This window comes from Paraflavitalea pollutisoli (assembly GCF_029360705.1).
Lineage (GTDB): Bacteria > Bacteroidota > Bacteroidia > Chitinophagales > Chitinophagaceae > Paraflavitalea > Paraflavitalea pollutisoli.
Genome location: NZ_JARKMX010000002.1, coordinates 154,970 through 170,556 on the forward strand (window position 1 = coordinate 154,970; position 15,587 = coordinate 170,556).

The following is a 15,587-nucleotide window of genomic DNA, read 5'->3' on the forward strand; positions in this document are numbered from 1 at the left end:
TACACCGTCATGCGGATTTTATTTTCCCGATATAGTAAATGCCCGGGAATCAAGCCCGGTTAATTTCGTGGACTGCAACTGTGTATTATGAACCCTGAACGTCCCGAAACCACCCCTGCATTCACCGGAGAGAACATCCACATTCCGGACTATTACTATTTCGAACTGCAGGAGTCGGAACACGAACAAATACACGAGAAGAAAATAGCAGGTACCCGCATGCAGGACAGGCTGTATGAACTGTTACTACCAGATGGCATTTACTTTTGGTATTGCCATGCAGCCAGCAATGAAACAAAACAGATAAGGGTAGAAAACCCACAGCCGTTCATCCATCTCCAATTCAGCATACGTAGCAACAGCATTTATCGATCGGCAAAGCAAGGCACTACTATCGCCAGCTTCGGTAACTACGAATACAATGCCTTGTACTTTCCCGCACAGGAAGCAGAAATAGAATGGCAGCCACAGGAATACACAGAGACCTTCGAACTCAATATAGTTCCCGAACTACTGGAAAAACACCTACCGCCCGGACACCTCTTCCTCGACATCATACGGCATAAAGGACATGGCAAGGTAGTAAAGTTCAATGAACAGAACCTGCCACTGACGCCACAGATCACCACCATCTTGTTTGACATGCTCAATTGTCCGTTGGAGAATCACTACAAGCGATTGTATATGCGGGGTAAAGTGATCGAGCTACTGGCCATCCTGATGCACCAGTCGGAGCAATACCAGACAACCTATGCCGCACATGGCTTGCGACAATCAGAATTAAAGAAGATGCAGCAGGCCCGGCAGTTGCTGCACAACAATTTGCAAAACCCCTGTTCGCTGATCGACCTCGCACACCAGGTAGGCACCAATGAGAATTACCTGAAGAAACACTTCAAACTCGTCTTTGGAAATACGGTGTACGGATATATACACGAGATGCGGATGCAACAGGCACGCACCATGCTATTGCAGGAGGAAGACATACGTAAGATCGCTACCGTCTCCGGCTACAAACATGTAAATCATTTTGTGACCGCTTTTAAGAAGTTCTTTGGCTACTCACCCATGAAGTTGAAACTGGGCATCCTTTCCTTCCTGCAAAGTTGCCTGCAGTACGCCTACCTCTTCGAGGGCGAATGGGGTTAAGCCTACATAAGGCTACCGCAAAAGAAAAAGCTGTATGAAACGCAATTACATCATGCGCCTCATACAGCTCAGCTATTTAATACTTTTTTATTACCCTTGTACAAATCCCAGCCGCTTCTCTACAGCAGAATCCAGGGAAGGCAGTTTCCTGCGCTCGATGAGGAAACTGGTCAGTCGCGCGATCTCGGCAAAGATGTAATGTTTATCCAACGCACCTTTCAGGTAGTCGCGCCCTGTGCTGCCACCGGTACCAATTCGGCTACCGATGATGCGGTGCACCATATTCATGTGACGGTAGCGCCAGGTGCTCAATTGCTCGTCGATCTCGAGCAGGCTATTGAGTAACTGAAAAGGCAATTGTAAAATAGGATAGCCACGGTACAGCATGATAAACAGTGCAGCCCGGCATGCCCGTGGGCTCAGGTGCCGATCCTGGTTGGCGGCGTTGTCATCAAATACCGAATCAAAGAAGGCCTGATTGTCGGCTTCAGCCGTGGCCAGACTTCTGACATAAATAGTGCGGTAGTTGTTCCAGAAATTGTCGATCTCGTCCACGAAGGGCATTCGTTCGAGCCAGTCGTTGAGCAGTTCGATAAAAGACCTTTCCTGTTCTACCTGCTTGATCAGGTCGACCTGGGCAGGTCGCAGCTGTGAGATATAATATTCCTGGCCAAAGCGGTGCTGAAACTTCAGTCCCAACTTAGCTTCGAGGATTTTGAATTGCCAGCTTTGGAAACCAGAGGCAGGCCGCAGCATATCCCGGAAGTCCAGGAAATCCATGGGCGTCATGGTCTCCATGATATCGATCTGGTGAACGAGTACCTTCATGATCTGCACCACGCGCGAGAGGCGGTGCACAATGGTTTGCAGTTCGGGCGAGTTGTCGTTGACAGCCGGCTTCTTCATGATCGCCGCCGCCGAATCTACTTCAAACAACATTTGCTTGAACCACAGTTCGTAGGTCTGGTGAATGACGATGAACAGCATTTCATCATGAGCATGCTGCTCATGCTTGTCGCTTTCGAGCTGCTGTGCATCCAGAATCTTCTCCAGTTGTAAATAGTCGCTATAGTGAACTCCGTCTGCCATGAATAAAATGTATTTATTTCCTCTTTGCCTTTCCTCCTCGTTGCCTAGTTGCCTCGATACCTTTTTGCCTTTCCTCCCTTACTCAAACTCATAACCGATATCCCGGCGGAAATACATGTCTTCATAACTGATCTGCTTCAGCACCTCCTTCGATTTGGCCACCGCGTTGCTGATGCTGTCGCCATAAGACGTAACGCACAATACGCGACCGCCACTGGTCACTACTTCACCATCCTTGGTAGTAGTGCCGGCATGGAACACGATGCTATCGGCAGGAACTGCCGCATCGAGACCAGTGATGGGATAGCCCTTTTCGTAAGAACCAGGGTAACCACCGCTCACCGCAACTACCGTACAAGCAGCACGGGGGTCTTGCTCGATCTTGAAAGTGTCGAGCCTGCCATTGGCCGTAGCCAGCAACAATTCTACCAGGTCCGATTGCAGGCGTGGCATCACCACTTCAGTTTCCGGATCGCCCATGCGGCAGTTGTATTCGATCACCATCGGCTCATCACCTACCTTGATCAAACCAACAAACACAAAACCTTTATAATCGATATTTTCCTTTTCAAGACCTTTAACGGTGGGTTCAACTACCTTTTCGATCACCTTTTTCATAAAGGCGTCATCAGCAAAAGGTACAGGACTCACCGCACCCATACCGCCGGTATTGAGGCCGGTATCACCTACACCGATACGCTTGTAATCTTTGGCTTCGGGCAGCAATACATAATTCTTACCATCCGTCAGCACAAAAGCACTCATCTCGATGCCATCCAGAAACTCTTCCACCACCACTCTTTTGCTGGCCTCACCAAACTTGCTCTGCTGCAACATCAGTTCAAACTCCGCAATCGCCTCTACATGCGACTGGCAGATCAGTACACCTTTGCCGGCGGCCAGGCCATCGGCTTTCAGCACGATCGGCAGTGCGTGCGCTTGTAAATAAGGAATACCTTCCTCATAATTAGAGGCATCGAACTCACGGTAGCGGGCAGTAGGGATGTTGTGACGCATCATGAACTGCTTGGCAAAGGCCTTGCTGCCTTCTAATTGGGCACCATATTGGGCAGGACCGATGATCGAAACGTGTTGCAGTGACACATCCTTGCGAAACAGGTCTACAATACCTTTTACTAACGGCTCCTCAGGACCGACCAACACCAGGCCAATTTCCTTGTCGAGCACAAACTGTTTAATTGCATCAAAATCTGTAACAGACATGTTAATATTCGTTCCGCACAATGCAGTACCTGCATTACCGGGAGCGATGTATAACTGTTGACACATCGGACTTTGCACCATTTTCCAGGCCAGCGCATGCTCGCGGCCTCCAGAGCCAAGGAGAAGAATATTCATAGCGTTCATGGGACTTTTTAACCGGTGCGAATTTCGGGCTTTCGCGGGTATTGGCGAATTTTAATTGATGTTTGGGGTTTGGGTTTAGAATTTATCGCTATTTTAGCCCGCTATGGGTCTGGTCACCCCAGCAGGTTGCAGCCCCCGTTGATCTTATCCCTACATTCATTTTTGAGAAATCAACCCCCACTTATAATATGACGCAGCCTCAAAGCGGCAAACATCCTAAAGGTCTATTCGTATTGTTCTTCACCGAAATGTGGGAACGTTTCAGCTACTACGGCAACCGCGCCCTGCTCGTACTCTACGTCGTCAACGTTTTGATGATGAGCGACAAGTATGCCCAGGACGATGTATACGGTAGTTACACCGGCCTGGTATACCTCACCACCCTGCTGGGTGGCTACGTAGCAGACCGGCTGTGGGGCAATCGCCGCTCCGTGATCACCGGAGGCTTCCTGATGGCCATCGGCCAGTTCCTCATGTTCTTCAGCGCTTCGTCGTATGATAATATTCCGATGGCACACACCATCATGTGGGTGGCACTGGTATTTATGATGCTGGGGTTTGGTCTGTTCAAACCCAATATCTCCACGCTGGTGGGTCAATTGTATCCCGAGAACGATAAAAGGCTGGACGCAGCCTACACCGTATTTTATATGGGCATCAACCTGGGTGCCTTTATCGGGCCACTCGTTTGCGGTGGGCTCGGCAACCAATACGATGAAAACGGGGCTGCCGTGAAAGAAGCCTTCAAATGGGGTTTCGCATCCGCCGGCGTGGCGATGCTCGTTGGTACATTCGCTTTCATCTGGCTAAAGAATAAGTACATCGTAAGTCCCACCGGTCAAGGTCTGGGCATTGTACCCAATATCGCCATGAAGAAGGAAACCGAAACCGGTAAAGAAACCACCGCCACGTCTTTGAAACACGTCGCTACCTGGGCCATAATAACCCTCGCTTGTATACTGGGCTTCCGGTTCCTGCTCGACTTCGACTGGATTGGTTGTTTCATCTTTGGCGTAGCCATCGGCGTAGCTGGTCTCATCATTACCGATAAAACCCTCACGCCTTCCGAAAGAGGTAGGGTAATGGTGATCTTCCTGTCGGCTTTCTTTGTGATCTTCTTCTGGTCAGCCTTCGAACAGGCAGGCTCTTCTCTGACGCTCTTCGCAGAACGTAATACCAACCGCAGTTTCCTGTTGAATACAAAACTGGGCACCATGATCCTCGGCATTCTGGCAGTAGCCGTTTTGCTGTACTTCTTCCTGCAAAGGATCATGGAAATACCCGTAGAGCTGAAAAGGATCTTTGCCGTATTGGGTATCGGGGCAGTGATCCTGGCAGTTTACCATTATATTCAGGGCACGCCCTATAACCTGACCGAAATTCCATCCAGCTGGTTCAACAGTGTGAACTCGATGTGGCTGATCCTGGTGGCCCCGTTCCTGTCGCAATTGTGGTCATGGCTGGGAAGAAAGAACGTAGAACCTTCTTCGCCCAAGAAACAGGCCATTGGTCTGATGTTCCTGGCAGGTGGCTACCTGCTCATCGCGTATGGCGTAAAAGACCGTACCGATGCGGCCAGCATGATCTGGTTGCTGGCCATGTATTTTATGCATACTGTCGGTGAATTGTGCCTCTCTCCCATTGGCCTTTCGCTCGTTAACCGCCTGGCGCCTGCACGCTTTACGTCTATCCTCATGGGCGTATGGTTCCTGTCGAATGCGGTCGCCAATAAATTTGGCGGAAAGCTCGGCGCCTTGCTCCCCAGCCAGGGTCCTACCAAGTTTGTGGGATACACGATCAACAACCTGTACGACTTCTTCATGGTATTCGTAGTACTGAGCGGTGTGGCTTCTATCCTCTTGTTCCTCTTGTCGGGATGGATGGAGAAACGCATGGGTACAGAAAAATAAAATTGCCGGAGCCCACGTAACTTGCGTGGGTTCTTCTTTTATACTACAAAAACTACATGATTTAAAAACAGCTTGTTATGGCGGAAAAGAAGTTTCAGCCTTTTGTGTCGCCCGAAACCAACATGGCCGAGTTTACGGTCAAATCGGTGCTCGTAGGGTCGGCCTTCGGAATTATTTTTGGCGCTGCAACGGTTTACCTGGCCCTCAAAGCCGGTCTCACCGTATCGGCGTCCATCCCCATCGCGGTAATGGCAATCACGCTCAGTCGCCTGTTCCTGCGCACCACCATCCTGGAGAACAATATCATCCAGACAACCGGTAGTGCCGGCGAAAGTATCGCTGCGGGCGTGGTATTCACCCTCCCCGGCTTTCTTTTCTTAAGCGAAAAGGGCAGCGCCGATTACTTCAATTATTTCACCATTCTCATCCTGGCCATCTTCGGCGGTATCCTTGGTACCCTCATGATGATCCCCCTCAGGAAACCGCTCATCGTCAAAGAACACGAAACCCTGCCTTACCCCGAAGGCACCGCCTGTGCCTCCGTATTGAAGGCTGGTGAAAAAGGCGGCGACTTTGCCAAAACGGCCTTCCTCGGCCTCGGCGTCGCTTTTGCCTATGCCTTCCTGCAAAAGATATTGCACCTGATAGCAGAAACACCCACCTACATTACCAAAGCCACCCATAAGTTTTTCCCGGCAGCGCGTACCAGCGCCGAGATCACGCCCGAATACCTCGGTGTGGGATATATCGTTGGTCCTAAGATCGGCGGCGTACTGGTGGCTGGTAGCGTATTGTGCTGGTATGTATTCATACCCTTCCTGGCTACCTTGGTACCCGGTGATGTAGTAGCAGCCCAATTGGCCAAGCTCGGTTACCTCGATTCCATAGCAACGGCAGGTGGTCCCGGTGGCTGGGATCCTGCCACCCACACTTTTGCAGACCTGCCAACAGCACTTTACCGTGCCTATGTACGCCAGGTGGGTGCGGGAGCCGTTGCAGCAGGTGGTTTCATCACACTGATCAAAACCATACCCACGATCATTTCATCCTTCAAGGGTAGCCTCGGCTCCCTGAAAGGCGGCGCCGCTACAGAAAATGTAAAGCGTACCGATCGCGATCTCTCTATGAAGGTGGTGGGTTTTGGTAGCCTGGCCATGATCCTGCTGATTTCTGTACTTCCCCAGTTGCCAGGAACCGGCTTCGGCAGCAAACTGCTGATCGGTATCCTGGTGGTACTGTTTGGCGCTTTCTTCGTAACCGTATCATCGCGCATTGTGGGCCTCATTGGTTCTTCCAACAACCCGATCAGCGGTATGACGATCGCTACCCTCATGGGTACCTGCCTGGTGTTTATCGCTGTAGGCTGGACCGGCAAGGTATATGAGCCCATGGCCCTCGTTGTAGGTGGCCTCATCTGTATCGCAGCGGCCAATGCCGGTGCCACCTCACAAGACCTTAAGACAGGTTATCTCGTAGGCGCTACGCCTAAATACCAGCAGATATCCCTGTTTATCGGCGCCATCGTTTCTTCGGTAGCTATTGGTCTTACCGTAAAGATCCTCGATACGCCAACACGCGACATGATCGCACAAGGCATCACCCACGCGATCGGTACCGATAAATACCCCGCACCACAGGGAACACTGATGGCTACCCTCATCAAAGGCATTCTTTCCTTCAACCTCGACTGGCAGTTTGTACTGGTCGGCGTAGCTATCGCGATCATGATGGAGCTGTGTGGAATCAAGGCGCTGTCCTTCGCCATCGGTATCTACCTGCCATTGGCAACTACCCTGCCCATCTTTATCGGTGGCGCCATCCGCGGCATCGTTGACTGGAGACATAAAAAGAAAGCAGATCCTACTGCGCCTGCAGAAGAAGAAGATCTTCGCAAGGGTAATCTCTTTGCCACAGGTCTCGTGGCCGGTGGTGCGTTGGCCGGCGTAATAGTGGCTTTCCTCAGTGCCAGTGACAATATCAGCGAAGGATTGCAAAAGATCAATCTGGAGCATGGTCTCACAGAGAGCCTTGGCCGTGACGGCTATTTTGGCCTGGGTGTTGCCTTTTTCGTTTTAATGGGCTTTATCCTGTATCGGGTAGGCATGCAAAAGAACAAAGAAGACCTCACGTCCATTCATTGATGTTAACAACGTAACACTTTAGCATAGGCTATACAGCCACGGTCTCAGGACCGTGGCTTTTTTTGTACCGTCATTCATGCCAGCTGTCGATAGACGGCGATCGGCAACGCTAGACCCGTACAGCTATCCGCCCCAACGCACTACGCCCGCGCCTGGCCCATTACGACATACCTGGCAACGACATGGATATCCGATGTCGGAAGCTATGCAGCCATGTTGCACGATTCGCAACCAAACCCTAATTCATCTTAAACGGAACGATCATCTCGAAGATGGGAATGTTCACATCGAACATCGATTTGTTGTGGAGATTTTCCATTTGGTAAGTGCCATACATCTTACCCATTTCGCTGCGCAGGTTGCAGCCACTCACATACTGATACCGCTCGCCAGGTTGCAAAGTAGGTTGCACCCCCACAACACCTTCTCCCTCTACCTCCCGGTTACTGCCATTGCTATCTACAATGTACCAGTGCCGGCGATGTAATTTTACAGGGAAATTGTTGTGATTTTCAATCGTTATGCGGTAGGCAAACATATATTCTCCAGACACCGGATTGGAGTAATCCGGCTGATAGAAAGTCTCAACGCTTATTTCTATGCCTTCGGAGATTTTGGATACCATACGATCTGTTTACCCGTTTAAAGGTAAACAAAAATAAAAACCAGGGGTAGTATTAGGGAAGATTTAATGGTATTTATTGGATTCAGATGCTAATTTTGCCCCGCCTTAAAGCAGTTTTCCCGCAGAATTACCCACTTACATTAAATATTTCACTTATGAAAATAGCAGTAGCTAAAGGTGATGGAATCGGACCAGAAATAATGGACGCAGTATTGAAGATCTTTGAAGCCAACAAAGTCCCCCTCGAGTATGAAGTAATTGAAATGGGTAAATGGGTATTCGATAAAGGTTTCTCCAATGGTATGACCCCCGAAGCGCAAAACGCGATCGAGTCATTGGGTATGCTCTTCAAAGGGCCCATGGAAACACCCAAAGGCAAAGGCGTAAAAAGCGTAAACGTAACTGCCCGTAAAACCTGGAATACATTCGCCAACAAACGTGTATTCCAAACCCTGCACGGCGTAGATACCGTATTCTCCAAAGCCGGTATCCCCATCGACATCACAGTAGTTCGTGAAAATATTGAAGATACTTATGGTGGTATCGAGCACATGCTCACCCACGACGTAGCACTTAGCCGCCGCTTCATCACCAAACCTGGTAGTTTACAGGTAATCCGCTACGCTTTTGAAATGGCCAAGCAAAAGAAAGCATCCCGCATCACCTGCGGTCACAAAGCCAACATCATGAAGCTCACCGACGGCCTGTTCCTCGAATGCTTTTATGAAGTAGCCAAAGAATACCCCGAACTGAAAGCTGACGATATCATCGTAGACGACCTTTGTATGAAGCTCGTTACACGTCCCGATACCTTCGATGTAGTAGTACTCACCAACCTGCAGGGCGACATCGTATCCGACCTTTGTGCCGGTCTCGTAGGTGGCCTGGGGTTTGCACCTTCCGCCAACGTAGGTGACCACATCTCCATCTTCGAAGCTGTACACGGTACCGCTCCGGATATTGCCGGAAAGAACATTGCCAACCCAACTGCACTGCTGTTGAGTGGTATCTCCATGCTCCGTCACCTCGGCCTCACCGAGAATGCCGCAGTGATCGAAAACGCCCTGCTGTATACCCTCGAAAGCGGTGTACACACCGGCGACTTTGGTGATAAATCGACGGCTAATGCCAATACCACCCAGTTCGCCGATGCCATCATCAGCAACTTTGGTAAGCAGCCCGCACACAATCCCAAAGAAGTAACGCCCAACCAGCCAGGTACCCCCACTCCATTCAAACTAAAAGAGAATGCGATGATGGAATCCAAGGAAGGCGTACAGGAAAATATCGTAGGCGTAGATATGTTCATCGAGAGCAACGAACAACCCCTCTCCATCGCAACCAAATGTCAGCGTCACGCGGGCGTAAAGTTCAAGCTCGTCAACATCAGCAACCGTGGTACGCAGGTATGGCCCACCGGTTCCGTGTATACCAACCTCGTCAACGTCTACAACGTACGTTTCGAGTCGCTGGATGGCGAACCGCTCAACCAACAGGATATCCTCGGTCTGTATGTAAGCCTCAGCGGCAACTTCAAGATCTGTTCTTCCGAGTTGCTCAACATGTGGGGCGATAAAAAAGCCTACAGCCTGGCACAAGGACAATAACACAACACGCGGGCGTCACCTGCGTATTCATATTACACAGCCCACACCTGACCGGTGTGGGCTGTTGCCTTCTATACCACCTGCACGTTGTTGGGTAACATTTTCGTAAATTGCCGGCGAGGCCACCTGCCTGCCATCGACAACGACTGCACGACCTTCATGCCGGCCTGCCATTTCAAACAGTAAAAAGAGAGCGTATGTCAGAAAAACACCGCCAGTACACCAACAACGAAGTCACCGTTTTATGGAAGCCTGAGCAATGCATCCACTCCAAGGTATGCTGGACACACCTGCGTGAAGTGTTTGACCCGTTCAAACGTCCTTGGGTGAATATAGAAGGCGCCACCACCGACAAGATCGTGGAGCAGGTAAAACGTTGTCCCAGCGGAGCATTGAGTTATTACATGAATACAGCGGAGCCACAGGCAGCAGAAGATACCGCACTGCAGGAGCCCGCGCAGGAAGCTGCTGCCGCCCACGCCACAGAAGTAGCCGTGAGCCTCAATGGCCCCTACCTCATCAATACACAATGCATGATCAAATACCCCGATGGCCGGGAAGAACTAAAACAGGGAACAGTGGCACTCTGCCGCTGCGGCGCCTCCAACAACAAACCTTACTGCGACGGCAGACATAAGCAGATTAATTTTGTGGGATGAGACAGCAGCGAGACAACGAAGGTACCTGACAATTACCGGAAGAGTCGACTAAGAGCCGGTCTGGAGAAATAATCAACTTACAGTATCCAGATCCACAACAATACGAAGAGTATCACCAGCCATACAATGAAGGACAAAACCAGCGGCAACAAACTGCCTTTGATCTTGAAGGCCGCCCGCTCCTGCGAACCGATCATCAGCTGCCGCAAGGATACAAACAGGAAAAGGCTGGCGAGCCCAAATGGGATCAGCAGGATCACGCTGACCACAACAGCCATGAGCGTTCCGAAAATGGCGTCGCCCATAATTATCCGATTTTCTTAGCCTTGGTGTACCCGTTCTTCACCATAAACTGCATCACCTTATCGCGCTGGTCGCCCTGAATGATCACTTCACCATCCTTCACTGCGCCACCGGTACCGCAAAAATTCTTGATCTTTTTGCCCAGCTCTTCCAGGTCCGCGTCAGTACCTACAAACTGCTGTATTAAAGTCACGGCTTTACCGCCGCGGTTCTTCGTATCGAGCCGTACTCGCAACGGTTGCTGCGCAGGCGGCAGGGTCGCCGCATGTTCACGCGCTTCTTCTTCGAACCGGAAATTGGGATCGGTGCTGTATACAAATCCCTGGCTATCGGGTTTATTCTTCTTGCTCATGGCAATGCGTATTAATGTTCTGGAGAAAGTTAACAAAGAGGTTCAGATAAAACAACTCATTGGATCACCGCAACCAATACCAATCAAAAGATCTGTCCTTATTTGATCGCCGCCTTCAAACTCAGGTCCAGGCTTTTTGCCTGATGGATCAAAGCGCCCACGCTGATATAATCGACGCCCGTCTTCGCATAGGTTTCAATATTGTCGATATTGATCCCGCCACTGGCTTCCGTTTCGAGCTTTCCATCCACGATCTGCAGGGCCTCCACCAACTGCTCAGGTGTGAAATTATCCAGCATAATGCGGTTCACCTTTCCAAACGCGACCACCCGCTTCACTTCATCGAGGTTGCGGGTTTCCACTTCTATCTTCAGCGCTGGGTTAACTTCCTGTACATAGGTCCAGGCCCGGTCGATGGCTTTTTCCAGACCACCACAATAATCGATGTGATTATCCTTCAGCATGATCATATCGTACAAACCCATCCGGTGATTGTGTCCACCGCCGATTCGTACCGCCTCTTTCTCCAGCAACCGGAAGTTAGGCGTGGTTTTACGGGTATCCAGCACTTTGGTCTTGTAGCCTTTGATACGATCGCTGTAGCTATGCGTAAGCGTCGCAATGCCACTCATGCGTTGCATACAATTCAACACCAGCCGCTCGCATTGCAGGATGGTATGCACAGAAGCCTCCACTTCAAAAGCCACCTCACCGGCCTGCATGGCCTCCCCATCTTTCTTGAAAGGCGTAAATACCGAGGAAGGTTCTTTGTACCGGAAAACGGCAGCGGCCACTTCCATCCCTGCAAGGATGCCGTCTTGTTTGATTTTAAGGATTGCTTTCCCTGCCGCATCGGCCGGGATACTACTTAAGGTAGAATGATCGCCATCGCCAATATCTTCTGCCAGTGCAGCTTTGATCAATATATCCAGTTGCTCGTCGAAAGTTAGCATGCGGCAAAGATAAAATAAATAAAAAGACCCATGGCGTTGGCCATGGGTCTGGAGGTGTTTCTAAGGATCAATGAATCTATTCAACTTGTTCGAAGCCCATTTCCTGCACCACTTGCTGCTCTCCCTTCTGCTTCATAAAGAATTTTGTACGATAGTTGCCATTGGTGGTTTGCAAAGTGCCTACACAAAACAAGGATCCATCTTTATTCTCTCCCCGGTGCTTGATCTGGAAGTTCTTCACCTTGTTGTTGGAGAAGAAGTCCTTCAGGATCATTTCAGCCTGACTTTTGCTGTAATTATCACTCTTGCCGGGAAGGGATATATCCACTCTGCTGTCGAAATACCGTGACAATTGATTGGCATTGCCGCTACGCATAGCAGATACAACATCGTCAATTGAATAGTAGTACGAAGTGAATGAGACCAGGAATAGTGCAAAGACTATTGTCGCCAGCCTCCCTTTGTTATTCATAAGTGCAATTTTTCTGGTACAAAAAGCGCTAAATCCATGCCAAAGTAAGAATACGTTGAAAAAATACTAATCCCTGTGTATTACTTACCTTTGCCACCCGGAACCAAGACAAATCTAACATAATCATATCGTTATATGCCAACCAGCAAAGCAATTTTAGTGATCATGGACGGCTGGGGCCTCGGACAGGTGAAAACCGCCGACGCCATCCAGAACGCCAACGTACCTTTCGTCAGCTCCCTCTATGCAAAATACCCAAACACCACGCTGGTAACCTGCGGAGAAGCCGTGGGATTGCCTGACGGACAAATGGGCAATAGCGAGGTCGGTCACCTCAACCTGGGCGCCGGTCGCATTGTGTACCAGGAACTGCAGCGCATCAATGTAGCCGTACGCGACGGTTCATTCAACGAAAACCCCGTACTGCTCGATGCCATCCAGTACGCCCTGACCAATAACAAGCCCCTGCACCTGCTCGGACTCGTCAGCGATGGTGGTGTACACTCGCATACCCTCCACCTCAAAGCCCTGGTATCGCTGGCAGCCAGCAAAGGATTGAAAAACGTGTTTATCCATGCCTTCACAGATGGCCGTGACACCGATCCCAAAAGCGGTCTAGGCTACCTGAAAGACCTGCAGGAGCACCTCAATAAAACAACTGGTAAGATCGCCACCGTCAGTGGTCGTTACTATGCCATGGACCGCGACAAACGCTGGGAGCGGGTGCAACTGGCCTATGATGCGCTCGTAAAAGGCGTAGGAGAAAAAGCTACCGACGGCCTCGCCGCCGTAGAGCAGGCTTACGCGCACAACATCACCGACGAGTTCATCAAACCTACCGTGATCGTAGGTGCAGACCAATTGCCCCTCGCCACCATCCAGGAAGGCGATGCAGCCATCTGCTTCAATTTCCGCACAGACCGTTGCCGCGAGATCACCCAGGTACTCACGCAAACCGATATGCCCGATCATGGTATGAAGAAGCTGAAGCTGAACTATACAACCATGACGGATTACGATAAGACCTTCCAGGATGTACATGTCGTATTCGAAAACGACAACCTCAACAACACCCTGGGTGAAATACTGGCGCAAAACGGTATGACGCAGATCCGCATCGCCGAAACAGAAAAATACCCCCACGTATCTTTCTTCTTCAGCGGTGGCCGTGAAGTGCCCTTCGATGGAGAACGGCGTATCATGGTGCCCTCCCCCAAGGTGGCAACCTACGATCTGCAACCCGAGATGAGCGCGATCGAACTGACCGATGCCATCGTACCGGAGATCGAAAGTGAAAGCGTAGATTTCATCTGCCTCAACTATGCCAATGCCGACATGGTAGGCCACACGGGCGTATTCCCGGCAGTAGTGAAAGCAGTAGAAACGGTAGACAAATGCGTAGAACGCGTGGTAACAGCTGCCCTGGCACACGGCTATACCGTATTCCTGACCGCCGACCACGGCAATGCCGACTTCATGGTCAACAGCGACGGAACCCCCAATACAGCGCATTCGCTCAACCTGGTTCCCCTGTTCGTGATCGACAAGGACTGGAAAGGCACCGTAAAGCCTGGAAAACTGGGCGACCTGGCACCTACGATCCTCACGAAAATGGGCCTGCCCATTCCGGCAGAAATGACCGGCAACGTACTGATCGGATAATTCAACCTGATTAGCATAACCTGGCCGCCACGAATACCATCGTGGCGGCTTTTTTTTGCCCTCCCGGATCCTATACACGGGTCTTATTCAGCATGTACGCCGAATGGGTGCCTCCAGTTCAGGGATAGCACTGGTAGTGCTCGGGGAGAGTACGCGGAAAGCACTAAAACCCTGTATAGTCCCGATAGGGTACCCGAGCTATTGCCGGGCATTTGCAGAGTAGTCCGCATACATTCGGCATACAGTACAAGTACACTATTCGCCCTATCGCCATGCTAATGTCATGACATTTTTCTCAAAACTTGGAATGCCCCTGGTTGGGATTGTACATTTGCAGCGGTCTAAAGGGTGCCGCTCCCTACTCGCTTCCATACCGCTCCCATGGCGCTCCCATGGAAGTGTAATGAAAATAGCACAACTTTTCTAAATCAATCACTTACACCAAAAGCGATAGGGCCCCGAGTGTCCCTGCTACAGCAATGACTTTCACAGCCTTTCCGCCATGCCTTTCGCCTTCCCCCCAGTCGCCTTGCTGCTTTTCCCTCAGATGCCTCGGTGCCTTTCTTCCTGCCTTCCTCCCACCCCCATCACGGCAACTTGACGGGCATTATTTTTCGACGGCGCGCAGCTTTTACTGCGGGAAATTGTCTAAATTACAGGGCAACCAAACGGTTTATATGACCGAAGAAGCCATTTTACAAGGCTGTTTACAAAACAACACGACTGCCCAACGGGAATTATACCAACGGTATAGTCCCAAAATGCTGTCAGTTTGTTATCGGTTTGCCCACAACCGGGAAGATGCAGAGGATATGTTGCAGGAAGGGTTCATCAAAGTATTTTCACAAATACACACCTTCCAGAATAAAGGCGCGTTTGAAGGCTGGATTCGCCGGATCATCGTTCATACCTGCATCAACCATTTGAAGAAAAACAAGAAGTTTAATGAAAGCGTAGACATCATACACGCTACGACAATTCAGGTACGGGAAGAGTCCGTTCCGTCGATCGTACAGGCCAAGCAGATCGTTGAATGCATTCGCCTGCTGCCCATCGGATACCGGACCGTATTGAACCTGTACGCCGTAGAAGGTTATTCGCACAAGGAGATCGCCGAAATGTTGGACATCGAAGAAAGCACCAGCCGCTCACAGTACACCAGGGCCAGGCAGATGCTGGAAGATATTCTGGTTAAGAAGAAAATCATTCAAAAGCCAAAAGAAAAGATCAGCTGGCTTGGGATGACCGCGGGACAGTAACGGAGAGAAACCTGATTGTTGCTATGAAACTAATCCTT

Annotated in this window: 14 protein-coding genes; 7 read left to right on the top strand and 7 right to left on the bottom strand. The window is 50.3% G+C overall.

Features of this window, described 5'->3' with window-relative positions; translation table 11 throughout:
* Nucleotides 1-87: 87 nt before the first annotated feature.
* The gene (locus tag P2W70_RS05360; protein WP_276480406.1) at nucleotides 88-1,149 is read left to right on the top strand and encodes a helix-turn-helix transcriptional regulator; all 1,062 of its coding nucleotides are present in this window, start codon (nucleotides 88-90) and stop codon (nucleotides 1,147-1,149) included.
* 90 nt (nucleotides 1,150-1,239) lie between these two features.
* Here P2W70_RS05360 and P2W70_RS05365 read toward each other — a convergent pair whose 3' ends face one another.
* Complete coding sequence (locus P2W70_RS05365) at nucleotides 1,240-2,238, bottom strand: tryptophan 2,3-dioxygenase (RefSeq protein ID WP_276480407.1); 999 nt, start codon at nucleotides 2,236-2,238, stop codon at nucleotides 1,240-1,242.
* Between the two features lie 78 nt (nucleotides 2,239-2,316).
* Nucleotides 2,317-3,597 carry a phosphoribosylamine--glycine ligase gene (gene purD, locus P2W70_RS05370; protein WP_276480408.1) on the bottom strand — a complete coding sequence of 427 codons (1,281 nt, stop codon included), beginning with the start codon at nucleotides 3,595-3,597 and terminating at the stop codon, nucleotides 2,317-2,319.
* Between the two features lie 197 nt (nucleotides 3,598-3,794).
* On the opposite strand from purD, the gene P2W70_RS05375 reads away from it, so the two are divergent.
* Together P2W70_RS05375 and P2W70_RS05380 are read left to right on the top strand one after the other, a co-directional pair.
* On the top strand, nucleotides 3,795-5,516 hold the full coding sequence (locus P2W70_RS05375; RefSeq protein WP_276480409.1) for a peptide MFS transporter: 1,722 nt from the start codon (nucleotides 3,795-3,797) through the stop codon (nucleotides 5,514-5,516).
* A 77-nt stretch (nucleotides 5,517-5,593) separates the two neighbouring features.
* Nucleotides 5,594-7,657, top strand: coding sequence for an OPT family oligopeptide transporter (locus tag P2W70_RS05380; protein WP_276480410.1), 2,064 nt, complete (start codon nucleotides 5,594-5,596; stop codon nucleotides 7,655-7,657).
* 238 nt (nucleotides 7,658-7,895) lie between these two features.
* On the opposite strand, the gene apaG is transcribed toward P2W70_RS05380, so the two are convergent.
* Nucleotides 7,896-8,282, bottom strand: coding sequence for a Co2+/Mg2+ efflux protein ApaG (apaG, locus tag P2W70_RS05385; protein WP_276480411.1), 387 nt, complete (start codon nucleotides 8,280-8,282; stop codon nucleotides 7,896-7,898).
* Nucleotides 8,283-8,437: 155 nt separating this feature from the next.
* Between apaG and P2W70_RS05390 the strand changes: the two genes are divergently transcribed.
* Together P2W70_RS05390 and P2W70_RS05395 are read left to right on the top strand one after the other, a co-directional pair.
* The gene (locus P2W70_RS05390) at nucleotides 8,438-9,889 is read left to right on the top strand and encodes an NADP-dependent isocitrate dehydrogenase (protein WP_276480412.1); all 1,452 of its coding nucleotides are present in this window, start codon (nucleotides 8,438-8,440) and stop codon (nucleotides 9,887-9,889) included.
* A gap of 197 nt (nucleotides 9,890-10,086) precedes the next feature.
* On the top strand, nucleotides 10,087-10,548 hold the full coding sequence (locus P2W70_RS05395) for a (4Fe-4S)-binding protein (RefSeq protein WP_276480413.1): 462 nt from the start codon (nucleotides 10,087-10,089) through the stop codon (nucleotides 10,546-10,548).
* A 77-nt stretch (nucleotides 10,549-10,625) separates the two neighbouring features.
* Here the strand turns inward: P2W70_RS05395 and P2W70_RS05400 are convergent, their stop codons facing one another.
* From P2W70_RS05400 to P2W70_RS05415, 4 genes are all read right to left on the bottom strand, one after another.
* Complete coding sequence (locus tag P2W70_RS05400; protein ID WP_276480414.1) at nucleotides 10,626-10,853, bottom strand: hypothetical protein; 228 nt, start codon at nucleotides 10,851-10,853, stop codon at nucleotides 10,626-10,628.
* A gap of 2 nt (nucleotides 10,854-10,855) precedes the next feature.
* A complete protein-coding gene (locus P2W70_RS05405; RefSeq protein WP_276480415.1) occupies nucleotides 10,856-11,203 on the bottom strand; it encodes a translation initiation factor in 348 nt (115 codons plus the stop codon).
* Between the two features lie 98 nt (nucleotides 11,204-11,301).
* Complete coding sequence (nadC, locus tag P2W70_RS05410) at nucleotides 11,302-12,156, bottom strand: carboxylating nicotinate-nucleotide diphosphorylase (protein ID WP_276480416.1); 855 nt, start codon at nucleotides 12,154-12,156, stop codon at nucleotides 11,302-11,304.
* A gap of 76 nt (nucleotides 12,157-12,232) precedes the next feature.
* Nucleotides 12,233-12,628: a DUF4783 domain-containing protein gene (locus P2W70_RS05415; RefSeq protein WP_276480417.1), complete on the bottom strand. Its 396-nt coding sequence runs from the start codon at nucleotides 12,626-12,628 to the stop codon at nucleotides 12,233-12,235.
* A 135-nt stretch (nucleotides 12,629-12,763) separates the two neighbouring features.
* Here P2W70_RS05415 and gpmI point away from each other — a divergent pair, with 135 nt between their 5' ends.
* The gene (gene gpmI / locus P2W70_RS05420) at nucleotides 12,764-14,290 is read left to right on the top strand and encodes a 2,3-bisphosphoglycerate-independent phosphoglycerate mutase (protein WP_276480418.1); all 1,527 of its coding nucleotides are present in this window, start codon (nucleotides 12,764-12,766) and stop codon (nucleotides 14,288-14,290) included.
* Nucleotides 14,291-14,967: 677 nt separating this feature from the next.
* A complete protein-coding gene (locus tag P2W70_RS05425) occupies nucleotides 14,968-15,549 on the top strand; it encodes an RNA polymerase sigma factor (protein ID WP_276480419.1) in 582 nt (193 codons plus the stop codon).
* Nucleotides 15,550-15,587: the final 38 nt, after the last annotated feature.